The following is a 25,365-nucleotide window of genomic DNA, read 5'->3' on the forward strand; positions in this document are numbered from 1 at the left end:
TTCCTTTCGTTCGAACCGGATGCCGTGGCAAGCGGTTCTCCCGCACACTCGGCGTTTCCGAGCAGCGGTTCTCCCGGGTGACCCGGGAAGTCTCTATTGGGTTTCGATACGCGCGCTTCGCGGGCTACTCAACCTTGACCCTCGCCGCATCAACGCGAGCTTCGCTCGCATTGATCCGGCTCGCGTCAAAGCTTGGTGACCTGGTCGAACGACAGCTCGACCGGGGTCTCGCGCTCGAAGAGCGAGACGAGGACCGTGAGCTTTCCGCTCTCCGGCTTGATCTCGCTGATCGTTCCGGGCAGACCCGCGAACGAGCCTTCCTTGATCGTGATGGTCTCGCCGACCTCGAAGTCGACCTCGGCGATGACGCGAGCGGCAGCCTGGCCCTTCTTGGCCGCACCACCCTTGGAGGTGGCGACTTCCTTGACCTCGACGAGGCTCTTCAGCATGTTGAAGGCCTCTTCGAAGCGCAGCGGCGTCGGGTTGTGGGCGTTGCCCACGAAGCCGGTGACGCCGGGCGTGTGCCGCACGACCGACCAGGTGTCTTCGGTGAGCTCCATGCGCACGAGCACGTAGCCGGGGATCCGGACGCGCGTGACCATCTTGCGCTGGCCGTTCTTGATCTCGACGACGTCCTCCATCGGGACCTCGATCTGGAAGATCTCCTCTTCGACCTCGAGCGTCGACTTGCGCTGCTCGATGTTGGCCTTCACCTTGCGCTCGAAGCCGGCGTAGGAGTGGATGACGTACCACTTGCCCGGGAGCGAGCGCAGCTCGGCGCGGAAGGCCTCGTACGGGTCTTCCTCGTCTTCTTCGTCGCTCTCGTCGCCTTCGATCTCGGCGGCCTCGGCGTCGTCGACGACGGCTGCCGCGGCATCCACGTCGGCGACGAAGTCTTCATCGAGAACGGGCTCGTCCTCGTCGCCGTTCACGTCGGGTCCGTCGTACGGGGCGACCTCGTCCGCCGCCTCGGCGGCGTGCTCGGCCTCCTCTTCGGCGATCGAGTCGTTGAGCACCTCGGCGGCAGCCTCGGTCTCGGCTGCTTCGTCCAGGTTGAGCGCGTCGTTCACGATGGCGTCGGCCTCCGGGTCGTCGATGTCGATGTCGTCCAGGTCGGCGTCGCTCTCTTCGCCGTCTTCGACGATGTGGATGGCGACGTGCTCGGCGGCCTCGACCGACCGCTCTTCAGCGGCCAGCACGTTGCCTTCCTGCGCTTCGTCGTCCTCCGAGGACTGCTCCGCAGCCGTCGCCCAGTCGGCGTCGTCGACATATCTTTCAGTCACGTGAAATTCTCTTCCGTTCCGTCTGCGTCGGACTTGTGATCCGTCCGCTCGCGCTCTTCGATCGGCTCGTGAGCGCCCGGAGATCAGGCGCTGGGCACTCCGAAGACGTACGCCGTGATCCACACGAACAGCACGTCGAGGCCGTAGACGATCGCCATCATCACGACGACGAATCCGAGCACCACACCGGTGTACTTCAGCAGCTCCTGGCGCGTCGGTGTGACGACCTTGCGGAGCTCGGCGAAGACCTGGCGGATGAACAGGGCGATACGCGTGAAGACGTTCGACTTCTTCTCGCGGGGCGCAGTCGTTCCACCTGCGGGGACGACCTCGCCCTTCGGCTCGTCCTGAACCATCGATGCCACCTGATTACCTTCCGTGAGTCGGCGAGGGCCGACGCACTGTGTTGTCAACCGCCTGCGTTGGTGCACCGGCGTTGCGCTGACGCGCAGGGCGGACAGGAATCGAACCTGCAACCTGCGGTTTTGGAGACCGCTGCTCTGCCAATTGAGCTACCGCCCTAGAGACCCGGAGGTCTCGGCGAAACCCGCACTCTTCTCCCATCACGTGAGCGAGAGGAGGCCACACTGCTGATCACTCGGAACGGCGGGCACGGCGAAAGAATGCAGACTTCAACTGCATGATCCAGTGTACGGCATGGCCGCTGAGCCTGCGAACTCGAGCCGGAAGCACGAGAGCGCTGTGGCCACGGCCGCCACCGGATCGCAGCTCAGCCGATGCGGATGAGCTTCTTGTTGACGAACTCGTCGGCCGCGAGCAGGCCCATCTCGCGCGACGTACCCGAGCGCTTCACACCGCCGAACGGCAGCCCCGGCTCGTCGGCGAGCACGAGGTTCACGTAGACCATGCCGGCATCGATCTTGTCGGCGACGCGGGCCGCCTGCTCCTGGTCGGTCGTGAAGACGTACGAGCCGAGGCCGAAGCTGGTGTCGTTGGCGAGAGCGACCGCGGCGTCCTCGTCGGCGACCTTGTAGACGACGCCCACGGGGCCGAAGAACTCCTCGCGATAGGCATCCATCTCGGGCGTGACGTCGGCCAGCACCGTCCCGGGATAGTACGCGCCATCGCGCGTACCGCCGGTGACCAGCCTCGCCCCCTGCCCGACCGCCTTGTCGACCTGCTCGGCGAGGCGCTCCGCCGCGGTGAGCGACGAGAGCGGGCCGAGCACGGTGTCGTCTGCGAACGGGTCGCCGACCTTGGCCGCGGACATCGCAGCGGTGAACTTCTCGAGGAACGCGTCGTACAGCCCGTCCACCACGATGAAGCGCTTGGCCGCGTTGCACGACTGACCGGTGTTGTCCAGGCGCGCAGCGGCCGCTGCCTCCACCGCGGCGTCGAGGTCGTCGGTGGAGAGCAGGATGAACGGGTCGGAGCCGCCGAGTTCGAGCGCGACCTTCTTGAGGTTGCGTCCGGCGATCTCGGCGACCGCAGCGCCGGCGCGCTCGGACCCGGTCACCGAGACTCCCTGCACCCGCCGGTCGGCGATGACTACGGCCGACTGTTCGTTGGTCGCGTAGAGGTTGGTGTAGATGCCGTCGCCGAGTCCGGCATCCGCGTAGATCTTCTCGATCGCCGCCGCCGACTCGGGACACTGCGGAGCGTGCTTGAGCAGGATGGTGTTGCCGATGACGATGTTCGGGGCCGCGAAGCGGGCGACCTGGTAGTACGGGAAGTTCCACGGCATGATGCCGAGCAGCACGCCCAGCCCCGAACGCCGGATCACCGCGGTGCCCTCGCCCTCGATGTCGATGGGCTGGTCGCCCGTGATCTCGTCGGCGTGGTCGGCGTAGTACTCGGTGATGTCCGCGGCGAAATCCACCTCGCCGAGGGCGGCCTCGAGCGGCTTTCCCATCTCGCGCACGATGATCGCCGCGAGCTCGTCGCGGCGCTCGCGATGCAGCTGCGCCACCCGGCGGATGCCGGCCGCGCGCTCGGGCACCGGCACATCGCGCCACACGCGGTAGGCGGCATCCGCCGTGGCGATGGCGCTCTCCAGCGCCTCGTCGGTGATGGTCGGGTACGTGGCCAGGGTCTGTCCCGTTGCGGGGTTGACGACGGCGTACTCACTCATTGCGTTCTCCGATCGAGGTGGTTCTTGTCAGTCTGGCGTTCACCGGCGGGCGCGGCGAAGGCTCGGCGGTGCATCGAGACTGAGTGTCTCGCCGCGGAAGAAGGCCGGACGCTTGATCGCCTGCCAGATCATGATCACGATGCCGAGGCCGATGACCACGACGCCGAGGATGAACACGAGCCCCAGGCCACCGATGTTCGACCCGCTGCCGTAACCGGGGTCCATGGAGTCGATCAGCGTCTTGCCGAACAGGAAGAGCAGGATGAGACCGCCGATCAGCGGGAACAGGAACATGAAGAACACGTTCCTCGTCGAATCGAACAGCTGCTTGCGGAAGTACCAGACGCAGGCGAACGCCGTGATCCCGTAGTAGAAGCAGATCATCATGCCGAGGGTCGTGATCGTGTCCCAGAGCACGTCCTCGCTGATGAAGCGCATCACGGCGTAGAACGCCGACGCGACGATCGCCGAGACGACGGTGGCGTATCCGGGCGTGAAGAACCTCGGCGACACCTTGGCGAAGGCCGGCGGAAGCGCGCGGTAGTGCCCCATCGCCAGCAGCGTGCGCGCCGGGCCTACGAACGTGGACTGCAGCGACGACGCCGAGCTGGTGAGCACCGCGAGCGACACGAGGAACGCCATGGGTCCGAGGATCGGCCCGCTCAGGTAGAAGAAGACATTCGACTGGATCTCCTCGTTGCCCAGCCCCAGCCCCTCGGCGCCCGTGCCGGCGAACGAGAGCAGCGACACGGAGATGAGCAGGTACAGGACCACGATCGTGACCACCGTGAGCGTCGCGGCCCGACCGGGGGTCCTCTCGGGGTCCTTGGTCTCCTCGTTCATGGTGAGGGTGACGTCCCACCCCCAGAAGATGAAGATCGACAGCGACAGACCCGCCACGACCGCGGCGAAGTCGCCGACGGCGAACGGGTTGAACCACGACAGCTCGACCGGGCTGGCATCGAACGCGTTCCCCTGCGCCACCGCCACGAAGGCGGCGACCGAGAAGATCACGAGCACCAGCACCTGGAAGGTCACCAGGAAGTACTGCAGCTTCTGAGTGGTCTGCATATCGCGGTACGAGACGAAGGTCGCCCCGAGCATGAACATGAGACACACCGCGACGTTGATGAACGGGTTGAACGCGAGTTCGGCGATCGTGCCGGGGCTGCCGGCGAGCTGATCGATCAGCAGGAAGAGGAACTCCACCGCGATCCCCGCGAGATTGGACAGCACCAGGATCGTCGCAGCGATCAGGCCCCAGCCCGCCATCCAGCCGATCCACGGCCCGAAGGCGCGCGTCGCCCACGTGAAGGAGGTGCCCGAGTCGGGCATCGACCGATTGAGCTCGCGGTAGCCGAAAGCGACCAGGAGCATCGGGATGAAGCCGACGAGGATGATCGCCGGCACCTGGAAGCCGACCTCCGACACCGTCGGGCCCAAGGCCGCGGTCAGCGTGTACGCGGGTGCGATGCACGAGATGCCGATCACGACGGCGCCGATGAGGCCGACCGTCCCGGCGCTCAGGCCCTTCTTGGACAGTCCGCCGGTCTCGGCGCCGTCGAGCGGGGCGAGAGGCGTCTGCGCCCCTTCGCGCGAGTCTGCAGCGGTCATTGCTGCGCTCCTTCCTTGACGGCGGTCGCCGGGCCGCGGGCGCCTTCTTTGGCTCGCGTGCGCGGCACGACGACCATGGGGACGGGCAGCTCGTGCAGCATCTTCGCCGCAGTCGAGCCGAGGAAGAGCCGCCGCGGCTGTGCGAGACGGCTGGAGCCGACGACGGCGAGTTCGCCCGGCTCCCAGCTCAGATGCGAGACGGCGTCCTCGATGCTCTCACCGCGCGCGACCACCACATCGGCGTCGATGCCGTCGGGGAGTGCGGCGAGCACCTTGGCGAGCACGTCGCCGGCGTGCGCAGCGCCGGCGATGCGGATGACGCCGGTGTCGACCGTTGCGGGCAGGTCCACCGATACGAGCGACAGCAGACGCAGCTCGGCACCGGTCGCGACGGCGAGCGCGACGCTCTCCTCCACGAGGACGTCCGCGCCCGGCCGCGTGCCGATCGCCGCCGTGATGCGGGTGATTCCGCTCGCCGGGTCGACGCGCCGCGAACCTTCCGGGGCGAGCACGACGGGCACATCCGACGAGTGGAGCAGCTCGCTCGCAACGGTGCCGAGCCGGTGACGGCCGCGAATGCCCCCGTTGGCGGCGCCGACCACGATGTGCGATGCCCCCAGGTCTGCGGCGGCCCGGACGAGCCCCTCGGCGAACGAGTCCCCGTAGCGCACGTGGGTCTCGTGCGGCAGATCGGCGGGAAGCGACGCGGATGCCTCGGCCAGCCACGTCTGCGCCTGCTCCTGCAGGTAGCGGTCGTAGCCGGCGTCGGGAGGCGTGATCACGCTGCGGTCCTCGCCGGGCAGCACCACGACGAGGTCGAGGGCGGAACCGGCAGCCCCCGCCACCCGGGCACCGAGCGCGACCGCGTCGGCCCCGGCATCCGTCGCCGTATAGCCGACCACGATCCGGCCGCTCATCGGCGGGCTTCCGCGACGATGTCGGCGGCGACCAGCCGGCCCATGCGGACCGCGCCGTCGACGTGCTGATACCCGGCGCCGGCCATGTCGCTGCACGCGAAGTGGATCGGGCCCACGGGGGTGCGCAGGTCCGCACCGTAGCGGGACAGGCCGCCCAGATCGAAGCTCGCGGCGTACGCGCCGCGCGTCCATTCCTCGGCGCCCCAGTCGCTCTCGAAGTAGACGACCGGATTCTTCGCCTCGGGCCCGTAGTAGTGCGACAGCGACTCGAGGATGCGCTCCTTGCGCTCCTCGGCCGAGACCCGGAAGAGGTTGTCGGCGTTGCGATCCGACACGAACCCGACGAGCGTGCCGCGCTCGTCGCCGTGGTTGGTGTTGTCGTACGCCTCGTGCGACAGCTCGTACGGGCTGAACGCCGTGCCCGAAAGCCCCTGCTCGCGCCAGAACGGCCGGTCGTAGACGGCGTGCACCTTGATGACGAAGCCCATCGAGATGTGCTGGTGCATCTGCTGCTTGAGACGCGGGAGCGCGGGGGCGAACTCGATCCACGGGTACAGGATCGGCGCGTGGGCGAGGATCACGAAGCGGGCCTGCACCGTGAGGTCGGCATCCGTGACGACGGTGACCCCGCCGTCGGACCAGTGCACCTCGTTGACCGGCTGGCCGAGGATCACGTCGTCGCCCAGGCGTTCGGCCAGCAGCAGCGGAACCTGCTGGAGCCCGCCCACGACGCGTTCGTCGAGGATGTAGTCCGCGTCGACCAGGTTCGAGAAGCTGCCTGCGCTGGCCGCCATGAGCAGCGCCTGCAGGGCCGAGAACGCGTAGGCGGGCTTGGTGAGCATGGCACCGGCGATGAAGAGCGCGATATTGTCGCGCGCCTCCTGGTCGGAGGTCTGCTCCTCGAGCCATGCCTCGAACGAGACGCGGTCGAGCGCCTCGGCATCCGGGTGCTCCCATGGACGATCGGGGTCGACCTCGGCGACCATTGCGTCGAGCAGCTCGATGAGCCGCACGATCTCCTTCTCCGTCTCAGGCGCGACCGGGAAGATCTCGCCGGTGAAGCGCGTGAGCTCGCCGTCGCGGCCGATGTAGACGGACTCGCCCTCGCGGTAGCGGCTGTAGGTCTCGAGGCCGAGTTCGGCGATCGTCTCCTTCAGCGCTTCCTGATCGGGCGACACCCATTGGCCGCCGATCTCGAGCATGGCGCCGTCGATCACGTCGGTCCACAGCCGCCCTCCGACCCGGTCCCGGGCTTCGAGAACGACGACCGAGAGCCCTGCCTTCTTCAGCTCGTTCGCGGCGGTGAGGCCCGCGGCTCCGGCCCCGACGATCACGACGTCACGTGTGAGTTCGGTGCGGTTCGGCTCTGCCATGGGAGCTCCTTTGCTTCGTTGCGGGGAGAAGACGCGAGCGTCAGGACCGGCTCCCCATGCACGATCCCGACGCTCGTGGTTCAGTTGTTGTCCGTCAGGGCGGCGGCGACGACGTCCAGGCCCTCGTGGAGCAGGTCGTCGGGGATCGACAGCGGCGGGAGGAAGCGGATCACGTTCCCGTAGGTGCCGCAGGTCAGGACGATGACACCCTGCGCGATGCAGGCCTTCGCGACCGCGGCCGTGAGGACGGCATCCGGCTCTCCTGTCGCGGGATCGACGAACTCGGCGGCGATCATCGCGCCGTGACCGCGCACATCGCCGACGCGCGGATCGGCGGACTGCAGCGCGGTGAGGCGAGAGGTGAGGATCGCGCCGATCTCACCGGCGCGCTCGATCATGCCGTCGTTCTCGAACACGTCGATCGCGGCGAGCGCCGCGGCACAGGCCACCGGGTTGCCCCCGTACGTGCCGCCGAGGCCGCCGGCGTGCGAGGCATCCATCATCTCGGCGCGCCCCGTCACGGCCGCCAAGGGCAGGCCCCCCGCGATGCCCTTGGCGGTCGTGATGAGGTCCGGCACGATGCCGAAGACCTCGCTCGCGAACATCTTCCCGGTGCGTGCGAATCCGGTCTGGATCTCGTCGGCGATGAACACGACGTCGTGCGCGCGGCACCAGTGGACGATCGCCGGGAGGAATCCGTCGGCGGGGACGATGAACCCGCCCTCGCCCTGGATGGGCTCGATGATGACGGCGGCGAGGCTGTCCGCGCCGACCTGCTTCTCGATGATCGAGATGGCTCGCTTCGCAGCCTCGGCGCCCGTCAGCCCGTCGCGGTACGGATACGACAGCGGCGCACGGTAGATCTCGCTCGCGAACGGTCCGAAGCCGCTCTTGTACGGCATGGCCTTGGCGGTGAGCGCCATCGTGAGGTTCGTACGGCCGTGGTAGCCGTGGTCGAATGCGACCACGGCCTGCTTCTTCGTGAACTTGCGGGCGATCTTGATCGCGTTCTCCACCGCCTCGGCACCGGAGTTGAAGAGCGCGCTCTTCTTGGCGTGGTCGCCCGGAGTGATGCGGTTGAGCGCTTCGGCGACCGAGACGTACGAGTCGTAGGGAGCGATCATGAAGCAGGTGTGGGTGAACTGCGCCACCTGCTCCTGCACCGCGGCGACCACCTTCGGGTGCGCGTTGCCGAGCGTGGTGACGGCGATGCCCGAGCCCAGGTCGATGAGGGAGTTGCCGTCGGCGTCGACGATGACGCCGCCGCCCGCGGCCACGGCGTGCACCGGGGCGGTGTGTCCGACGCCCGCGGCCACCGCCTCGGCCTTGCGGTCGATGAGCTCCTGCGAGCGAGGTCCCGGGATGCTGGTCACGAGCCTGCGCTCCTGGGGAAGGGTGGGTCCGCCGATGGGTGGTGCGGTGAGGGTGTCGGCTGCGCTCATGATGGGGAGCGTATGTGCCCGTCCCGCCGCCCCGCACCCGCCCGGATGTACATTCTCGCCACCGCCTTATACGCCCCGTACACTCGGATGTCATGGACGCCGATGACGCCCCCACACTGCGCGCACTCCTCGCCCGCCGTGACCTGCAGCTCTCTCTCGCCGAAGACGTCGGCCTCGACGCCGGCGCGCTCGACCGCTCGATCCGCTGGGTGCACAGCTCCGACCTCGCGGATCCGACCCCGTTCCTCTCCGAGGGACTGGTGCTGCTGACCACGGGCACGCAGTTCCAGGACGGCGTCGAGGACGCGACCCACTACGGCGCCTACGTGCGCCGGCTGGCCACGCGAGGCGTCGTCGGTCTCGGCTTCGGCACCGAAGTGGTGCGAGACGGCATCCCGTCGGCCCTCGTCGATGCCTGTCGCGACGAGCGGATGCCGCTGTTCGAGGTCCCCTATCGCACACCGTTCATCGCGGTCGCGCGCGCCAACGCCGAGGCGATCGCGGCACAGGCGTACTCCCGGCGCAGCTGGGCGCTCGCCGCGCAGCGCGCCATCGCCCTCGCGGCGCTGCGCCCCGACGGGCTCGGCGCGACCGTCGCCGAGCTCGCGCGGCAGCTCGACACATGGGTGGGCATGTTCGACGCGGCGGGCGAGCTCTCGCGCGAACATCCCGCGGGCCGACTCGATGCCGAGGCCGCCGAGGGGCTGCGGCGCGAAGTGACCAGCGTGCTGCATCGCGGCGCGCGGGCGGGGTCGTCCCTGCGGATCGGCGAGACGCCCTTCACACTCCAGACCCTCGGCCGGGGCGGCCACCTTCGCGGAGTCATCGCGATCGCGGCGGGCGACCTCGACCAGGAGGGCCGCGTCGTCGTGACCGCGGTGATCGCCATGGCCGGACTCGCGCTCGAACAGCAGCAGGGACTCAGCCGGGCACGGGGTGCGCTGCGCGCGGGCCTGGTGCAGTCGCTCCTGAGCGGTGACCCGGCCCTGGCACGCCGCACCTCGCGGGATCTGTGGGGTCCGCTGCCATCGGCTCCCGTGACGATCGCACTGACGGATGCCGCCGCCGCCCGTGTGGACGGCATCGCGGAGCTGCTGGAGCTGCGGGTGGAGGAGCACCGGGGCGCACTGTTCTTCGGACGCGGTGACGACGGGCTGATCCTGGTCGTCCCCGCCGCAGACCGCTCGGCCGTCGAAGAACTCGCCGAGCGCTTCGACGTGCGCATCGGCCTGTCCGATCCGACCGGCTACGACGGCTTCGCCGCCGCGGTCGGCCAGGCTCGTGTCGCGCGCGAGCGCGGCACCGGACCGCTCACCGCCTTCGCGGACGTCTCGCGCTCCGGTGTGCTCTCAACGCTCTCGGACGAGGCCCGCACCCTCGCCCGCGCCGAACTCGCCCCGCTCGCGGCGCACGATGCCGAGCACGGCACCCGACTCGTCGAGACGCTGCAGGCCTGGCTCGACGACGACTGCTCGCACGAGGCATCCGCTCAGACTCTCGGCGTGCATCGGCACACGGTGCGCACCCGGCTGGCGCTCATCGAGCGTGTGCTGGGACGCGACCTGTCTTCGTTCGCGACGCGCGCCGAGCTCTGGGCGGCGCTGCGCGCCCTCGACTCCTGACGCGAAGCGACGTGCGCTTCGTCTGCTGTGCGCTCTGCGATGTGTCCACTTCATGTGCTCTCACCGAGACCCCACGCCGCGCGCGTCGATGACGTGTGCAGTCGGCGAGAGCACATGACGTGGACGGAGCGAAAGCGCGTGCGACAGGTACCACCGACGCGGATGGTCGCGCGAGCACCCACTCTGCGTAGGCGAGCGGATGCCGCACCACGGCAGGATGGGCGCATGACCGACTCGCTCGTCCCCAACGGAGACGTGTCATGGTGGTGGCGCGACCTCGGCGGTGCGCCGGTTCCGCGGCCGCCCCTGCCGGGCGACATCGAGGCCGACGTCGCGATCGTGGGCGCCGGGTACACCGGGCTCTGGAGCGCGTACTACCTCAAGACGCTGCAGCCCGACCTGCGCGTCGTCGTCCTCGAGGCGCGCTTCGCGGGCTTCGGAGCATCCGGGCGCAACGGCGGCTGGCTCACCAACACCGTGACCGGCGGACGCGATCGCTACGCGGACTCGCAGGGGCGCGGCGCCGCGATCGCCCAGCAGCGCGCGCTCAACGAGACCGTCGCCGAGGTCGTCTCGGTCGCCGCGCGCGAGGGCATCGACGCCGACATCGTCCAGGGCGGCGAGTTCGAGATCGCACGTACGCCGTCGCAGCTCGCGCGTCTTCGCGCGAGCGCCGTCGAGGAGCAGTCGTGGCCCCACACGGATGTGGAGCTTCTGGATGCCGGGGCCGCGGCATCCCGGATCTCGATCGAGGGCATCCTCGGCGCCACGTGGCATCCGCACTGCGCGCGCGTGCATCCGGCGAAACTCGTGCGCGGTCTCGCGGATGCCGTGGAACGCCTGGGTGTGCCGATCCATGAAGACACCCGCGTTCGCGAGATCGTGCCCGGCCGGGCCGTGACGGACCACGGCACGGTTCGGGCGACCCACATCCTGCGGGCGACCGAGGGCTTCACCGCAGACCTCCGGGGCGAGCATCGCACCTGGCTGCCGATGAACTCCTCGATGATCGTGACCGACCCGCTCCCCCGTGCGTTCTGGGATGGCGTCGGCTGGGAGGGGCGCGAGACCCTCGGCGACTTCGCGCACGTGTACATGTACGCCCAGCGCACCGCCGACGACCGGATCGCGTTCGGCGGCCGCGGCGTGCCGTACCGCTACGGCTCGCGCGTCGACACCGACGGTGCCACCCAGGGGCGCACGATCGCGTCGCTCGCCTCCTTGCTCGGAGACTTCTTCCCGGATGCCGCGGATGTGCCGATCGCGCACGCCTGGGCCGGTGTGCTCGGGGTGCCCCGCGACTGGGCGGCGACGGTCGTGCACGACCGCACGACCGGGCTCGGATGGGCCGGCGGCTACGTCGGCACCGGCGTCGCCGCCACGAATCTCGCCGGTCGCACCCTGGCCGACCTCGTGCTCGGCCGCGATACCGACCTCGTGCAGCTGCCCTGGGTGGGGCACCGCGCGAAGCGCTGGGAGATCGAGCCGCTTCGATGGCTCGCCGTCAACGCGATCTACACCGCGTACCGGCTCGCGGATCGCCTCGAGGCATCCGGGGCATCCCCGCGCACCGCGTGGCCCGCGCACGTGGCCGACCTCGTCGCCGGGCGCCACTGACGCGCCCGGCGCTCTCGCACGGCATCGCGCCACCCGACCGCGCGCATCCCGCACGGAGCGCACGTGATCGCGCGAGTGCTGCTGTTTCCTGCGAACGCGGCGTCGCGCGCCGCAGCGCTCGCAGGAAACAGCAGCACTCGAAGTGCACGACGCCCGCGAACGGCTGACGGCCGGCCGAGGGTCAGCGCGGGGCGTGCGCCTCGAGGAATTCGTACACGTCGGTCGTGTCGACTCCGGGGAACGCGCCGGTCGGCAGCGTCGCCAGCAGCGTCCGCGGAGTGCGTACATTCGGCCACGAGTTCTCGCGCCAGGCGGCTTCGAGGTCGGCGGGGGCACGCCGACAGCACACCTCGACCGAGTGCTTCGAGACGCCTCGGTTCGATGTGTCGCGCCCGAGGAACCACTTGGTGTCGTCGAAGCGCACCCCCACCGAGACCGAGTGAGCCCCCTCGCTCGACAGTTCGACGCGGGCCGTGCACCAGTACGTGCCGTTGCCCGTGTCGGTGTACTGGTAGTACGGGTTGAAGTGGTCGTCCTCGTCGAACACGACGCGGGAGGTCCACTTGCGACAGCACATCTGCCCCTCGATCGAGCCCAGCTGATCGGTCGGGAAATTGACGTCGTCGTTCTCGTACGCCTTCGTGATCGTGCCCGACTCGTGCACTTTGAGGAAGTGCACCGGGATGCCCAGGTGCCTGCTCGCGAGGTTCGTGAAGCGGTGCGCCGCGGTCTCGTACGACACCGAGTAGGCATCGCGAAGATCCTCGATCGAGATCGCGCGGTCGGTCTTGGCGTCCTGCAGAAAAGGCACCGCATGCGCCTCGGGGATCAGCAGCGCGCCGGTGAGGTAGTTCGTCTCCACCCGCTGTCGCAGGAACGCGGCATAGCTCGTCGGTTCGCGGTGGCCGAGGATCCGGCTCGACAGCGCCTGCAGGACAGCGGTGCGGGGATCGCCCTTGGACGCGAGCCTGCTCGATAGGTAGAGCCGGCCGTTCTTGATGTCGGCGACGCTGCGGGTGGTCTGCGGCAGATCGGGCACGTAGTGCAGGGTGAAACCCAGATGAGCGGCGATATCGGATGCCGTGCGCTGCGTCAGCGGACCCCCCGGGTGATCGACCGCCTCGAGAATGCCCCGCGCCTGCTGCTCCAGTTCGGGGAAGTAGTTGCTCTGCGTGCGCATGAGGCGGCGAAGAGCGACGTTCGCACGCCGGGCCTCTTCGGGCGTCGCGGCGCGCTCGTCGCGTAGCCGCTCGATCTCACTCTGAAGCGCGATCATCGCCTTGAGGGCGTCGGTCGGAACCGTCTTGCCGATGCGGAAGGGCGCAATGCCCAGAGCCTGGAACGTCTGGCCCCGCATCGCTCGCTCGAGAGAGATCTCGAGCGTGGCGCGCTCGTCCAGCGGCTCGGATTCGATGATCGCGTCGAGCGTCGAACCGAGGGCACGGGCGATCGCCTGCAGGAGGGTGAGCTTCGGCTCGCGACGACCGTTCTCGATCATCGAGAGCTGGCTCGGCGCGCGGTCGACAGCGGCCGCGAGCTCTTCGAGAGTCATGCCGCGGTCGGTGCGCAGCTGCCGGATCCGGCGACCGATGGTGAGGGAGTCCACATCCTCATCGTCCGGGACTTCACCTGCCGGAGTGCGTGTCAGCGACGTCGTCATGGCGCGATTCTGTCACGAAAGCAGAAATATCTACAAACTTCACACACCGATTGGCCGGGTACGCCCCCGAACTTCACCGCAGAGTGGAGACACGACCTCCCACCGGTTGATCCAGAACGCGGATCGATGGATGCCGAGGCCTGGCGCACACGCCGGGTCGGGGCATCCCCCCGAATTCACCACACTCGTTCACAGGAAGACAGGGACATGACACCTGCAACCGCCACCCCGATGCCCACGCGCACCGGGCCCATCCCCACCCAGACCCACGAGCCGTCCATCGCGATCACGGGCCGCATCGGACCCCGCTACGACGAGATCCTCACGCCTGATGCCGTCGCGTTCCTCACCGAGCTGCACCAGCACTTCAGCGCACGCCGCCACGACCGGCTCGCCGACCGCATGCGCCGCCGGTTCGAGATCGGCAACGGGCACGACCCGCAGTTCCGCGATGACACCCGGCACATCCGCGAGGATGCCGAGTGGCGCGTCGCGGGCGCCGGCCCCGGGCTCGAGGACCGTCGCGTCGAGATCACCGGCCCGACCGACCCGAAGATGACGATCAACGCGCTGAACTCCGGCGCGAAGGTGTGGCTGGCCGACCAGGAGGACGCCACGAGCCCGACCTGGAAGAACGTCATCGAGGGGCAGCTGTCGCTGCGCGACGCGATCCGTGGCGAGCTCGAGTTCACGAGCCCCGAAGGCAAGCGCTACGAGGTCACCGCCGAACAGACGCCCACGATCGTGATGCGTCCGCGCGGCTGGCACCTGATCGAGCACCACCTGCGCTTCACCGACCGCACCGGGCGCGAGATGGCAGCATCCGGCTCGCTCGTGGACTTCGGCCTCTACTTCTTCCACAATGCGACGCAGCTCATCGCCAACGGCCGCGGTCCCTACTTCTACATCGCCAAGCTCGAATCGAGCGAGGAGGCGAAGCTGTGGGACGACGTGTTCACGTTCAGCGAGCGCTACATCGGCATCCCCCACGGCACGATCCGCGCGACCGTGCTGATCGAGACGCTGCCGGCGGCGTTCGAGATGGAGGAGATCCTCTTCGAACTGCGCGATCACTGCGCCGGGCTGAACGCGGGCCGCTGGGACTACATCTTCTCGATCATCAAGAACTACCGGGGCCGCGGGGCGCGCTTCGTCCTGCCCGACCGCAGCGAGGTCACCATGACGGTGCCCTTCATGCGGGCGTACACCGAGCTGCTCGTGCAGACGTGCCACAAGCGCGGCGCCTTCGCGATCGGCGGCATGAGCGCCTTCATCCCGAACCGCCGCGATCCGGAGGTGACGGCCACAGCGTTCGAGAAGGTCGCCGCCGACAAGAAGCGCGAGGCCGGCGACGGCTTCGACGGCACGTGGGTGGCGCACCCCGACCTGATCCCGGTCGCACGGGCCGAGTTCGACGCGGTGCTCGGCGACCGGCCCAACCAGCTGGACCGTCAGCGCCCCGAAGTCCACGTGAACGCGGCAGACCTGATCGACGTGCACATCGGGCGCCCGATCACCGCAATCGGCGTGCACGCGAACGTGTCGGTGGCCATCCGCTATCTCGAGGCGTGGCTGCGGGGCCTGGGCGCAGTGGCGATCGACAACCTGATGGAGGATGCCGCGACCGCCGAGATCAGCCGCAGCCAGGTGTGGCAGTGGATCCACCAGGACCGCCGCACCCAGGACGGAACGGCGATCACCCGTGAATACGTGGAGGGCCTGATCGCGCAGGTGCTCGGCGAGGTCGAGCGCCGTGACGGCGACCGCTTCGACGACGCGGCGGAGATCTTCCGCGATGTCGCCCTCGGGCAGGAGTTCCCGGCGTTCCTGACCCTGCCGGCCTACTCGCGCTTCCTGATCGAGACCGACTGACGCCGTCCTCCGTGTCCCGATCTCCGCCGCATAGGACCGCTCAAGCGACGGAGATCGGGACACGAACACCACTTTTCGGGACACGAACACCACGACTGCAAAGGAAATGAAATGACCGCCTACGAAGACGACATCGAGGCCATCCGGGCGCTCACGGCACAGCACGGCTCCGGCTGGGATGCCATCAGTCCCGAATCCGCCGCCCGCATGCGGGCGCAGAACCGCTTCAGGACCGGCCTTGCGATCGCCCAGTACACCGCCGACATCATGCGCCGCGACATGGCCGAATACGACGCCGACTCGTCGGTGTACACCCAGTCACTCGGCGTCTGGCACGGCTTCATCGGGCAGCAGAAGCTCATCTCCATCAAGAAGCATCACAAGAGCACCGCCAAGCGCTACCTCTACCTGTCGGGCTGGATGGTCGCCGCACTCCGTTCGGAGTTCGGCCCGCTGCCCGACCAGTCGATGCACGAGAAGACGTCGGTGCCCGCGCTCATCGAGGAGCTCTACACCTTCCTCCGCCAGGCCGACGCCCGTGAGCTCGATCTGCTCTTCACCCGGCTCGACGAGGCGCGCGTCGCGGGCGACGAGACGGCGGTGGAGTTCATCCAGTCGCAGATCGACAGCCACGAGACCCATGTCGTGCCGATCATCGCCGACATCGACGCCGGCTTCGGCAACCCCGAGGCCACCTATCTTCTCGCCAAGAAGATGATCGAGGCCGGCGCGTGCGCCATCCAGATCGAGAATCAGGTGTCGGACGAGAAGCAGTGCGGCCACCAGGACGGCAAGGTCACGGTTCCGCACGAGGACTTCATCGCGAAGATCAACGCGGTCCGCTATGCATTCCTCGAGCTCGGAATCGACAACGGCATCATCGTCGCCCGCACCGACTCGCTCGGTGCCGGTCTCACCCAGAAGCTCGCCGTCACGAACGAGCCCGGCGATCTCGGAGACCAGTACAACTCCTTCCTCGACGCAGAGGAGATCTCGGATGCCGATCTCGGCAACGGCGACGTCGTCATCAAGCGCGACGGCAGGCTGCTGCGCCCGAAGCGTCTCGCCAGCAACCTCTACCAGTTCCGCCCTGGAACCGGTGAGGAGCGCGTGGTGCTGGACTGCATCACGTCTCTCCGAAGCGGTGCCGACCTGCTGTGGATCGAGACCGAGAAGCCGCACGTGGAGCAGATCGCCGGCATGGTCGACGCGATCCGCAAGGAGATCCCGAACGCGAAGCTCGTCTACAACAACAGCCCGTCGTTCAACTGGACGCTCAGCTTCCGCCAGCAGGCGTACGACCTGCTCGTGGAGCAGGGCAAGGATGTCGCGGCCTACGACCGCAGCGATCTGATGAGCGTCGAGTACGACGACACCGAACTGGCGCAGCTGGCCGACGAGAAGATCCGCACATTCCAGCGCGACGGCTCCGCCCGCGCCGGCATCTTCCACCACCTGATCACGCTCCCGACCTATCACACGGCGGCGCTGTCGACCGACGACCTGGCCAAGGGCTACTTCGGTGACGAGGGCATGCTCGCGTACGTGAGGGGCGTGCAGCGTCGCGAGATCCGCGAGGGCATCGCCACGGTCAAGCACCAGAACATGGCGGGTAGCGACATCGGAGACAACCACAAGGAGTACTTCGCCGGCGACGCGGCTCTCAAGGCCGGCGGCCAGCACAACACGATGAGTCAGTTCTCCTGAGCCCCGCTGCGGGAGGCGAGGATGCCGCGACCCGGCACCTCGAGACACCGCATTCGGGCCGAGACACCACGAATCGTGCGGTGTCTCGGCCCGTTCACGGTGTTTCGCGCGAAACACGGGCGAGCGGAGGTGACGCGGGGACGAGCGGATGCCGGTGGCTCAGGCCAGAAGCCCGCGCTCTATCGCGAGTGTCGCGGCTCGCGTCCGGTCGGCGACGCCGAGCTTCTCGAAGACCTTCAGCAGGTGGGTCTTCACGGTGGACTCGCCGATCCCGAGTGCTGCCGCGATCCGCTTGTTGCTGTGGCCCGTGGCGACCAGGCGCAGCACGTCGGTCTCGCGCGGGGTGAGCACGGTCTCGGGTGCGGGGCGACGCATCCTCTCGACGAGTCGCACCGCCACTTGCGGCGACAGCGCGGACTGCCCCGCCGCCACCGAGCGGATGCCCGCGACGATCTCGGCCTGCGGCGCAGCCTTGAGCAGGTAGCCCGAGGCGCCCGCCTCGATCGCGGCGAGGATCTGGTCGTCGGACTCGTAGGTGGTGAGGATCAGAACGCGCGGCACGGGCTCCCCCGCCTCTCCGCCGACGATCCGGGCCGTAGCGGCGACGCCGTCGACGTGCGGCATGCGCAGGTCCATCAGCACGACGTCCGGATGTGTCGCTGCGGCGAGGCGCACCGCTTCGCCCCCGTCGGATGCCTCGCCCACCACCTCGAAGCCGGGCTCGTCCGAAAGCATCCCCGCGAGCCCCGCGCGCACGACCGGGTGGTCGTCGGCGATCAGCAGACGGATCACACCGGACCTCCCGCGACGGTGCGCCCGGATACGGACCGGACGGACGGCGCGGTCGGGGCAGTCGCCGCGGACGCGGAGCCCGCACCCGGGGCAGTCTCCGCGGTCGCGGAGCCCGCGGTCGCGGAGCCCTCGGACGGGTCGGACGCCGCGGACGCGGATCCGGTGACCGCGGGGAGCGAGACGTGCAGCGACGTGCCGCGGCCCCGAGCGCTGTCGACGTCGAGCCGGCCGCCGGCGAGAGCGACCCGCTCGCGCATGCCGTCCAGCCCGAACCCCGTCGCCGGCTCGGACGGGTCGAATCCGTCGCCGTCGTCGGAGACGTCGAGCCGCACCGCGCGGTCCGGCTCGACGAGCACCCGGACCGCCACCCGCCTTGCCCCCGCGTGCTTCGCGATGTTCGAGAGCGCCTCCTGCAGGCATCGCAGCAGTACGACCTGAGCGTCGCGGTCGAGAGCACCCTCGGCGATCTCGGCGTCGAGGGTGATGTCCACCGCGGTCTGACCGACGTCGGCCTGCGCGCGGAAACGCTCCACCAGCCGCTCCACGGCCGCCGCGAACGCCGGCTCGCTGGGCACAGCCGCGGTGCGCGCGACGAGCGCGCGGGTCTCGGCGAGCGCATCGCGCGCGACCTGCTCGACGGTCGCGATAGTCGTGGCTGCGGCATCCGCCTGTCCGTCGCGCGACTGGCGGCCGGCACGCTCGGCGAAGATCACGAGGCCGGCCAGAGTCTGGGCGAGCGTGTCGTGGATGTCGCGAGCGAGGCGCTCACGCTCCTCGGCGGCGCCGCGGTCGCGGCTGAGCGCCTCGATCTGCGCCTGTGCGGCGGTCAGGTCGGCGAGCAGTCGTGCGCGTTCCTCGCCGTACTCGGCGATGCTCGAGATCCACAGTCCGAACGCCACGGCGAACGTGAACGAGAAGCCGGCAGTGGTCAATGCCGCCGCGAGCGCCTCCACCGTCAAGCCGCCGCCGATGAGATAGCCGATGAGCACGGCGACGGCGAGCACCGCCGATCCGATGATCCCGCGGCGACGCGAGTCTCCCAGCACCCAGACGAGAGGGTAGGTGAACACCTGCAGCATGGCGAGGAACGGCGAGGCAGCCGTGCCGACCACCATCACAACGGACGCCGCCGCCAGGAACGCGATGAACCGCCAGTTCGGCGGCATCCCGATTCCGGGGCGGGCGATGAGGACGTAGGCAAGGGCGAGGGCACCCACGGCCGCGAGCGCCACTGCGCGTTCGGCAGCGGTGTCGGGGCCGAGCCCGAGCAGAAGGGCGATCGCGATCGCGGCCGATCCGGCCCCGACCGCGACGTCCCACCATCGTCGGTTCTCCATGCCATCCTCCTGATCGCAGGCTACGCGTCGCGGCGGATCCACCGGAAGGTGACGCGCGAGAGCACCAGCCCGACGATGAGCCAGATGCCCAGCGCGAGCGCGACGCCGGCGAGGTTCCATTCGCCATTCTGCTCGAGTGCCGCGTACTCGTCGGGCAGGAAGACTGCGCGCATGCCCTGCGCCATCCACTTCAGCGGGAAGAGCCCGGCGATGTTCTGCAGCCATTCCGGCAGCTGCGAGAAGGTGAGGTACACGCCCGACACGAACTGCAGGGCGAGGGCGATCGGCACGACCACAGCGGTCGCGCTCTTCGCGGTTCGCGGCACGGCCGACAGCGCCACACCCAACAGCGCCGAGGTAATAATGCCGAGCAGGAACACCCACGCGAACGTCGCCCAGCGCGCGGGCTGCGTCGGCAGCTCGACGCCCAGCGCGAGTGCGGCGAACCCCATCAGCAGCGCGGCTTGCAGAACGCCGGTGACCAGCACCTGTCCGATCTTGCCGATGAAGTAGCTCACCGGGGAGAGCGGTGTGCCGCCGAGGCGCTTGAGCATGCCATCGGAACGCTCGATCGCGATGTCCATGGCGAGGTTCTGGAAGCCCGACAGGAGCAGGCCCGCCGCGATCATGCCCGGCAGGTACAGCTCGGCCATCGAGATCGGCGGCACGTCGGGGGCGATCTGCACGTCTCCGTCCGACCCGAACGCGACGCTGAACAGCCCCAGCATGAAGATCGGGAAGAGGAACGTGAAGAACAGCGTGTCGCCCGAGCGGAAGTACTGCACCAGCTCGAATCGGGCACGCCACGCACCGACCGCGAGGACGCCTCGGCGGCGGGCGGGAGGTGGAGCGATCCGTGCTCCGGCGGTCTCGGCGCGGGTGCTCATCGTCCTGCTCCCTTCGGCGCGGCGGTCTCGTCGGCGGAGGCGACGGTCCCCGCGACCCCCCGCCGCGTTGGCCCGGTCTCGGCCTCGGCGACGAGCCCGAGATAGATGTCCTCGAGGCTCGGCCTGACGATCTCGAGCTCGCCGGGGGCCTCGCCCAGTCGCGCGGCGAGGGCCGTGATGAAGCCGAACGGATCGTCGGTGCGCGCGTGGCGCGGCATTGCGTCCTCCGCCCATCGCACGATGGGCACCCGCGCCTGCTCGCCGCCGAACCCCGCTACCGGGCCGATCGCCTGCAGCCGCCCTGCGGCGATCACGGCGACCCGGTCTGCCAACTGCGCGGCCTCGTCGAGGTAGTGGGTCGTGAGGAGGATGGTCGTCCCCTCAGCCTTCAGCCGGCGGATCAGCCCCCAGAACTCACGTCTCGCGTGAGGGTCGAAGCCGGTCGTCGGCTCGTCGAGGAAGAGCATCCCAGGGCGGCCGATGATGCCGAGCGCGACGTCGACACGTCGCTGCTGGCCGCCTGACAGCTTCGAGATGCGGGTCTTCGCCTGCGCGTCGAGACCGACCGCCGCGATCACCTCGTCGACGTCGCGCGGGTCCGGATAGAACCCCGCGAACTGCCGCAGCTGCTCGCGGACGGTGACCAGGCCCGCCTGTCCGGACGACTGCAGCACGATGCCGATCCGTGCCTTCCAGTCGAGGCCGCCGTCCGCGGGGTCGATGCCGAGCACTTCGACCTCACCACCCGTGCGGCGCCGATACCCCTCGAGGATCTCCACGGTGGTCGACTTGCCCGCGCCGTTCGGCCCGAGCAGCGCGAACGTCTCGCCCTGCGCGATGTCGAACGACACCCCATCGACCACTGCCCGGTCGCCGTACGTCTTGCGCAGGTTCCGCACCCGCACCGCTTGTGTCTGCATGTCTCCAGCCTGGCGGCGAGCGGATGCCGCGCCCAGCCGTCATCCGCAGGAGGAGGCATCCCCCATTCGGTGGATGCCCGGCGCCCTCCCGACTACGCTCGAACCCGTGACAGAACGCGCTCCTCTCCTCCGCACGCCCACGCTTTCCCGCAAGCTCAGTGCCATCGCCGAGTCCGCGACCCTCAAGGTCGACGCGAAGGCGAAGGGCCTCCAGGCCGCCGGCCGTCCGGTCATCTCCTATGCGGCGGGTGAACCCGACTTCGCCACGCCCCAGTTCATCGTGGATGCCGCCGCCGAAGCACTCCACAACCCCGCGAACTTCCGCTACACCCCCGCCGCCGGCCTGCCGGTGCTGCGTGAGGCGATCGCGGCGAAGACCCTCCGGGACTCCGGGCTGGAGATCGACCCGTCTCAGGTCATCGTCACCAACGGTGGCAAGCAGGCGGTCTACCAGGCCTTCCAGACCGTCGTGAACCCCGGCGACGAGGTGCTGCTGCCGGCCCCCTACTGGACCACCTATCCCGAGGCGATCGCGCTGGCCGACGGCATCCCCGTCGAGGTTTTCGCCGGCGCCGACCAGGACTACAAGGTGACCGTCGAGCAGCTCGAGGCCGCGCGCACCGACCGCACGACCGCGCTCGTGTTCGTGTCGCCGTCGAACCCGACCGGCTCCGTCTACACCCTCGAAGAGACGCAGGCGATCGGGCAGTGGGCCGTGGAGCACGGCATCTGGATCATCTCGGACGAGATCTACCAGAACCTCGTCTACGAGGGCACGCGCGCCGTCTCGATCGTGGAGGCGGTTCCGGATGCCGCGGCCCAGACCATCCTCGTCAACGGCGTCGCCAAGACCTATGCGATGACCGGCTGGCGCCTGGGCTGGATGGTGGGGCCCAAGGACGCGATCAAGATCGCCGGCAACCTGCAGTCGCACCTGTGCTCGAACGTCAACAACATCGCGCAGCGTGCCGCCCTCGCCGCCCTCACCGGGCCGCAGGACGAGGTCGAGCAGATGCGCCAGGCGTTCGACCGTCGTCGTCGGCTCATCGTGGCAGAACTGTCGAAGATCGACGGGGTCACCGTTCCGACGCCGCTCGGCGCGTTCTACGTCTACCCCGATGTGCGGGGGCTGCTCGGCCGCGAATGGCGTGGCAAGACACCGACGACGTCGCTCGAACTCGCCGACCTGATTCTCGAAGAGGCCGAGGTCGCGGTGGTGCCGGGCGAGGCGTTCGGTCCGAGCGGCTACCTGCGCCTGTCGTACGCGCTGGGCGACGACGCTCTGCTCGAGGGCGTGCAGCGCATGCAGGCGCTGTTCGCCGTCTGACGGCAGAAGCCGCTTACAGCTCGACGTTCACGAGCACGGGTTCGGGCTGGAGGATCAGCCCGAACTCGGCCTGAACGCGACCCTGGATGAACCGGGCGAGCTCGGCGAGTTCGGCAGCGGTCGCCGAGCCACGATTCGTGAGAGCGAGGGCGTGCTTGCTCGACAGCGCCGCGCGCGAGCGAGGCAGCTTGAATCCCTTGCGCAGCCCGGAGTGCTCGATGAGCCACCCGGCGGAGACCTTCACATCGGACTGCACGGCGGTCGGCGGCGGCGCGACATACCCGTCGAACGCGGCGAGCGGGATGACCAGCACGGGATCCAGGTCGGGCGCGACAGGCCATCGCGGGCACTCATCGGGAAGGGTGCGGGCGAACGACGCCGAGACCACCGCATTCTGGAAGAACGAGCCCGCACTGTAGGTGTCGGGATCCTCGGGATCGAGCACCATCCCCTTGCCCCGACGCGTCTCGAGGATGCGCTCCCGCACCCAGGCGAGCGACACCTCCTCGTCGACGCCGAGACGCAGCGCGGTGCGCAGCTGCTCCCCCGCGATCCGCCGTGCGCCCTGGCCGATGTCGGCGAGATCGAGCGTGACACTCAGGATCACGGCCCGACGCTCGGGCACCGAGCCGTAGTGGTGCTTGAGCACGGACGTGCGAAAGCCCAGGCCGAGTTCGGCGGCCGGAACCGTCGACACCTCGCCGGTGCGCTCGTCGACGAGTTCGACCTCGGCGAGGGTCTGCACGATCTCCTGGCCGTATGCGCCGATGTTCTGCACGGGCGCGGCGCCCACCGTGCCGGGAATGCCCGACATCGCCTCGAGGCCGGCGAGCCCCTCGGCGACCGCGTACGCCACGAGGTCGTCCCAGTCATGCCCCGCCTGAACCCGCAGCCTGACACGGCCGGGCACGGGCGACGGCATCCGCTCGATGCCCTTCGTGAGCACGCGCACCACGGTGCCGTCGAAAGGCTCGTCACCGACGAACAGGTTCGATCCGCCGCCCAGCGCGAACCACGGATCCCCGCTGGCCCAGACCTCGCGCAGCGCGGCGACGAGTTCGTCGGACGTCGTCGCATCGATCATGCGGTCGGGGGTGCCGCCGGTACGCAGCGTCGTGAGCTGAGCAAGCGGGACGGGAGTCGCCTCGGGCATGCGGTCAGGCGATCCGGACGCGCACCTGCGCCTTGACGAGCACTGTCGTCCCGGCATGCGACACGGTCAGATCGATGCGCGCCGACTCATCGTCGAGCGCTCCGACCTTCGCGACCACGGTGACGTCGGCACCGGTCTCGGGATCGACGACGACGGGCTTGGTGAAGCGCACCCCGTACTCGATGACACGATCCGTATCGCCGATCCACTCCTCGATCGTGCTCACCGCGAGCCCCATCGTGAGCATGCCGTGGGCGAGGACGCCCGGAAGGCCCACGGCGGCTGCGACGTCGTCACGATAGTGGATGGGATTGAAGTCCCCGGATGCCCCGGCGTAGCGCACGAGGGAGTCCCGGGTGAGGTGCACGGTCCGCTCGGCGACGACATCGCCGACGGTCAGCTCGGTGATCGGGATCACTGGTCGTCCTCCCCGGCGAGCAGGACGGCCGTCGCCGTCACGACGTGACCGGAGGCGGCATCCGTGATCACCGTCTCAGCGGTGACCATCGCGTTGCCGCCCATCTTGCGCAGCCCCGTGATCGACAGCTGCGCGGTCAGCTCGTCTCCCGCGACGATCGGACGGGTGTAGCTGAATCGCTGATCCGCGTGAAGCAGACGTGACAGCACGATGCCCGAATCGGGCTCGGCGAGCAATTGCTGCAGCGTGGACTCCTGCACGACGATCGCGAAGGTCGGCGGCGCGACGACATCGGCATAGCCGAGCGCCTGAGCTGCGACGGGATCGATGTGCTGCGGGGCGTCGGCGAACACGGCGCGAGCGAACTCGCGCACCTTCTCACGACCCACGAGATAGGGGGCCGTCGGCGGGAACTCACGTCCGACGAGCTCGGGGTTCACTGGCATCGGACCATCCTACCGAGCCCGTGTCGGTGTCCGTCCGGCGACGGCGTCAGGCTCCCGGCGCGAGAGGAAGGATGCCTGTGCCGTGCCGGCCGGTGTCATCGGCGTCGGCCGCGCAGCGCGCGCAGAGCCATCTGCACCGCGATCACGACGAGGAATGCCGCGAAGAGCACGTTGCCGAGGAAGGGATCGACGAGGGTGGCAAGCCACGCGCCGAGCGCCGTCGTGGTGCACGCCGCGCCGCCGACGAGCGCTGCGGCGACGAGGTCGACGTTGCGACGGCGGACGTTGCCGAACGTGCCCGAGATCGCGGTCGGGATCATCATGAGCAGTGACGTGCCCTTCGCGACGAGGTCGCTCGTGCCGAAGAGCACCATCAGCGCAGGAACCACGATGATGCCGCCGCCGACTCCGATGAGTCCCGAGACGACTCCCGTCGCGACGCCGAGTACGACCAGCGCCGCACCGGTGAACCACGTGAGCACGAGCTCGGCGTCCCGCGACGGGATCACCAGGAACAGGCTGATGATCACCGCCACCAGGAACGCCACGAACGACCATCGCAGCACGGTGATCGACAAGCGCGGCAGCAGCCACGTGCCGATCTGCGCGCCGACCACGGCTCCGGCAGCGAGAAGCAGCGCGGCGATCCAGGCCACCGACCCGTGCATCGCGTACGAGATCACGCCGACCGTCGCGATAGGCACGATCGCCGCGAGCGACGTTCCCGCCGCCAGACGCTGATCGAACCCGAGAAGCAGCACGAGGAACGGCACGATCACCGTGCCGCCCCCCACGCCGAACAGACCCGACAGCAGACCGGCCAGCAGTCCGACGCCCAGGCACGACAGGATGAAGCGTGCGTCCCGCGGACGCCTCGTGATCTCCG

Annotated in this window: 21 protein-coding genes and 1 tRNA gene; 5 read left to right on the forward strand and 17 right to left on the reverse strand. The window is 69.1% G+C overall.

Translation table 11 applies throughout. From position 1 onward, the window contains the following. Positions 1-185: 185 nt before the first annotated feature. From nusG to gabT, 8 genes are all read right to left on the reverse strand, one after another. Positions 186-1,283, reverse strand: coding sequence for a transcription termination/antitermination protein NusG (gene nusG / locus KEC57_RS03310; protein WP_229383083.1), 1,098 nt, complete (start codon positions 1,281-1,283; stop codon positions 186-188). Positions 1,284-1,366: 83 nt separating this feature from the next. Continuing rightward, positions 1,367-1,639, reverse strand: coding sequence for a preprotein translocase subunit SecE (gene secE, locus KEC57_RS03315; protein WP_229383084.1), 273 nt, complete (start codon positions 1,637-1,639; stop codon positions 1,367-1,369). 93 nt (positions 1,640-1,732) lie between these two features. After that, a tRNA-Trp gene (locus tag KEC57_RS03320) sits at positions 1,733-1,805 on the reverse strand. Positions 1,806-2,013: 208 nt separating this feature from the next. Then, complete coding sequence (locus tag KEC57_RS03325; RefSeq protein WP_229383085.1) at positions 2,014-3,375, reverse strand: NAD-dependent succinate-semialdehyde dehydrogenase; 1,362 nt, start codon at positions 3,373-3,375, stop codon at positions 2,014-2,016. A 39-nt stretch (positions 3,376-3,414) separates the two neighbouring features. After that, a complete protein-coding gene (locus KEC57_RS03330) occupies positions 3,415-4,989 on the reverse strand; it encodes an APC family permease (protein ID WP_229383086.1) in 1,575 nt (524 codons plus the stop codon). Next, entirely contained in the window at positions 4,986-5,906 is a 921-nt protein-coding gene (locus KEC57_RS03335; RefSeq protein ID WP_229383087.1) for a universal stress protein, read from the reverse strand. The genes KEC57_RS03330 and KEC57_RS03335 overlap by 4 nt, the downstream gene beginning before the upstream one ends. Beyond that, complete coding sequence (locus KEC57_RS03340) at positions 5,903-7,279, reverse strand: flavin monoamine oxidase family protein (RefSeq protein WP_229383088.1); 1,377 nt, start codon at positions 7,277-7,279, stop codon at positions 5,903-5,905. Before KEC57_RS03340 ends, KEC57_RS03335 begins: the two co-directional genes overlap by 4 nt. A gap of 80 nt (positions 7,280-7,359) precedes the next feature. Next, complete coding sequence (gabT, locus tag KEC57_RS03345; protein ID WP_229383090.1) at positions 7,360-8,721, reverse strand: 4-aminobutyrate--2-oxoglutarate transaminase; 1,362 nt, start codon at positions 8,719-8,721, stop codon at positions 7,360-7,362. A gap of 92 nt (positions 8,722-8,813) precedes the next feature. Between gabT and KEC57_RS03350 the strand changes: the two genes are divergently transcribed. Then, on the forward strand, positions 8,814-10,343 hold the full coding sequence (locus KEC57_RS03350) for a PucR family transcriptional regulator (RefSeq protein WP_229383091.1): 1,530 nt from the start codon (positions 8,814-8,816) through the stop codon (positions 10,341-10,343). A gap of 225 nt (positions 10,344-10,568) precedes the next feature. Beyond that, positions 10,569-11,960: an NAD(P)/FAD-dependent oxidoreductase gene (locus KEC57_RS03355; protein ID WP_229383093.1), complete on the forward strand. Its 1,392-nt coding sequence runs from the start codon at positions 10,569-10,571 to the stop codon at positions 11,958-11,960. Positions 11,961-12,141: 181 nt separating this feature from the next. On the opposite strand, the gene KEC57_RS03360 is transcribed toward KEC57_RS03355, so the two are convergent. Further along, positions 12,142-13,620 carry a helix-turn-helix transcriptional regulator gene (locus tag KEC57_RS03360; RefSeq protein WP_229383095.1) on the reverse strand — a complete coding sequence of 493 codons (1,479 nt, stop codon included), beginning with the start codon at positions 13,618-13,620 and terminating at the stop codon, positions 12,142-12,144. 231 nt (positions 13,621-13,851) lie between these two features. Here KEC57_RS03360 and aceB point away from each other — a divergent pair, with 231 nt between their 5' ends. Both aceB and KEC57_RS03370 read left to right on the forward strand, forming a co-directional pair. Beyond that, entirely contained in the window at positions 13,852-15,492 is a 1,641-nt protein-coding gene (aceB, locus tag KEC57_RS03365; protein WP_229383684.1) for a malate synthase A, read from the forward strand. 111 nt (positions 15,493-15,603) lie between these two features. After that, on the forward strand, positions 15,604-17,199 hold the full coding sequence (locus KEC57_RS03370) for an isocitrate lyase (RefSeq protein ID WP_229383096.1): 1,596 nt from the start codon (positions 15,604-15,606) through the stop codon (positions 17,197-17,199). A gap of 159 nt (positions 17,200-17,358) precedes the next feature. Here KEC57_RS03370 and KEC57_RS03375 read toward each other — a convergent pair whose 3' ends face one another. From KEC57_RS03375 to KEC57_RS03390, 4 genes are read right to left on the reverse strand one after another with little or no spacing between them, the layout of a single operon-like run. Further along, positions 17,359-17,991 carry a response regulator gene (locus KEC57_RS03375; protein ID WP_229383097.1) on the reverse strand — a complete coding sequence of 211 codons (633 nt, stop codon included), beginning with the start codon at positions 17,989-17,991 and terminating at the stop codon, positions 17,359-17,361. Beyond that, a complete protein-coding gene (locus KEC57_RS03380) occupies positions 17,988-19,328 on the reverse strand; it encodes a sensor histidine kinase (RefSeq protein ID WP_229383099.1) in 1,341 nt (446 codons plus the stop codon). Before KEC57_RS03380 ends, KEC57_RS03375 begins: the two co-directional genes overlap by 4 nt. A gap of 20 nt (positions 19,329-19,348) precedes the next feature. Continuing rightward, positions 19,349-20,215, reverse strand: a complete 867-nt coding sequence (locus KEC57_RS03385; protein ID WP_229383101.1) for an ABC transporter permease — start codon at positions 20,213-20,215, stop codon at positions 19,349-19,351. Beyond that, positions 20,212-21,135 carry an ABC transporter ATP-binding protein gene (locus tag KEC57_RS03390; protein ID WP_229383102.1) on the reverse strand — a complete coding sequence of 308 codons (924 nt, stop codon included), beginning with the start codon at positions 21,133-21,135 and terminating at the stop codon, positions 20,212-20,214. Before KEC57_RS03390 ends, KEC57_RS03385 begins: the two co-directional genes overlap by 4 nt. A 106-nt stretch (positions 21,136-21,241) precedes the next feature. Between KEC57_RS03390 and KEC57_RS03395 the strand changes: the two genes are divergently transcribed. Further along, positions 21,242-22,462: a pyridoxal phosphate-dependent aminotransferase gene (locus KEC57_RS03395; RefSeq protein WP_229383104.1), complete on the forward strand. Its 1,221-nt coding sequence runs from the start codon at positions 21,242-21,244 to the stop codon at positions 22,460-22,462. A gap of 13 nt (positions 22,463-22,475) precedes the next feature. Here KEC57_RS03395 and KEC57_RS03400 read toward each other — a convergent pair whose 3' ends face one another. From KEC57_RS03400 to KEC57_RS03415, 4 genes are all read right to left on the reverse strand, one after another. Next, entirely contained in the window at positions 22,476-23,615 is a 1,140-nt protein-coding gene (locus tag KEC57_RS03400) for a UDP-N-acetylmuramate dehydrogenase (protein ID WP_229383106.1), read from the reverse strand. A 4-nt stretch (positions 23,616-23,619) separates the two neighbouring features. Beyond that, positions 23,620-24,024, reverse strand: coding sequence for a MaoC/PaaZ C-terminal domain-containing protein (locus KEC57_RS03405; protein WP_229383685.1), 405 nt, complete (start codon positions 24,022-24,024; stop codon positions 23,620-23,622). A 5-nt stretch (positions 24,025-24,029) separates the two neighbouring features. Continuing rightward, entirely contained in the window at positions 24,030-24,479 is a 450-nt protein-coding gene (locus tag KEC57_RS03410) for an FAS1-like dehydratase domain-containing protein (RefSeq protein WP_229383108.1), read from the reverse strand. A gap of 95 nt (positions 24,480-24,574) precedes the next feature. After that, positions 24,575-25,360: a sulfite exporter TauE/SafE family protein gene (locus tag KEC57_RS03415; RefSeq protein ID WP_372456952.1), complete on the reverse strand. Its 786-nt coding sequence runs from the start codon at positions 25,358-25,360 to the stop codon at positions 24,575-24,577. Between the last annotated feature and the right edge of the window lie 5 nt (positions 25,361-25,365).

Origin of the sequence: Microbacterium allomyrinae (assembly GCF_020682705.1) — a bacterium.
In the GTDB taxonomy this organism is placed as follows: domain Bacteria; phylum Actinomycetota; class Actinomycetes; order Actinomycetales; family Microbacteriaceae; genus Microbacterium; species Microbacterium allomyrinae.

What these genes read in the sequence shown, in the direction of transcription:
- secE (WP_229383084.1), bottom strand. Translation starts at nt 1,639, where the DNA reads ATGGTTCAGGACGAGCCGAAGGGCGAGGTCGTCCCCGCAGGTGGAACG.
- KEC57_RS03325 (WP_229383085.1), bottom strand. Translation starts at nt 3,375, where the DNA reads ATGAGTGAGTACGCCGTCGTCAACCCCGCAACGGGACAGACCCTGGCC.
- KEC57_RS03330 (WP_229383086.1), bottom strand. Translation starts at nt 4,989, where the DNA reads ATGACCGCTGCAGACTCGCGCGAAGGGGCGCAGACGCCTCTCGCCCCG.
- KEC57_RS03335 (WP_229383087.1), bottom strand. Translation starts at nt 5,906, where the DNA reads ATGAGCGGCCGGATCGTGGTCGGCTATACGGCGACGGATGCCGGGGCC.
- KEC57_RS03340 (WP_229383088.1), bottom strand. Translation starts at nt 7,279, where the DNA reads ATGGCAGAGCCGAACCGCACCGAACTCACACGTGACGTCGTGATCGTC.
- gabT (WP_229383090.1), bottom strand. Translation starts at nt 8,721, where the DNA reads ATGAGCGCAGCCGACACCCTCACCGCACCACCCATCGGCGGACCCACC.
- KEC57_RS03350 (WP_229383091.1), top strand. Translation starts at nt 8,814, where the DNA reads ATGGACGCCGATGACGCCCCCACACTGCGCGCACTCCTCGCCCGCCGT.
- KEC57_RS03355 (WP_229383093.1), top strand. Translation starts at nt 10,569, where the DNA reads ATGACCGACTCGCTCGTCCCCAACGGAGACGTGTCATGGTGGTGGCGC.
- KEC57_RS03360 (WP_229383095.1), bottom strand. Translation starts at nt 13,620, where the DNA reads ATGACGACGTCGCTGACACGCACTCCGGCAGGTGAAGTCCCGGACGAT.
- aceB (WP_229383684.1), top strand. Translation starts at nt 13,852, where the DNA reads ATGCCCACGCGCACCGGGCCCATCCCCACCCAGACCCACGAGCCGTCC.
- KEC57_RS03370 (WP_229383096.1), top strand. Translation starts at nt 15,604, where the DNA reads ATGACCGCCTACGAAGACGACATCGAGGCCATCCGGGCGCTCACGGCA.
- KEC57_RS03380 (WP_229383099.1), bottom strand. Translation starts at nt 19,328, where the DNA reads ATGGAGAACCGACGATGGTGGGACGTCGCGGTCGGGGCCGGATCGGCC.
- KEC57_RS03385 (WP_229383101.1), bottom strand. Translation starts at nt 20,215, where the DNA reads ATGAGCACCCGCGCCGAGACCGCCGGAGCACGGATCGCTCCACCTCCC.
- KEC57_RS03390 (WP_229383102.1), bottom strand. Translation starts at nt 21,135, where the DNA reads ATGCAGACACAAGCGGTGCGGGTGCGGAACCTGCGCAAGACGTACGGC.
- KEC57_RS03400 (WP_229383106.1), bottom strand. Translation starts at nt 23,615, where the DNA reads ATGCCCGAGGCGACTCCCGTCCCGCTTGCTCAGCTCACGACGCTGCGT.
- KEC57_RS03410 (WP_229383108.1), bottom strand. Translation starts at nt 24,479, where the DNA reads ATGCCAGTGAACCCCGAGCTCGTCGGACGTGAGTTCCCGCCGACGGCC.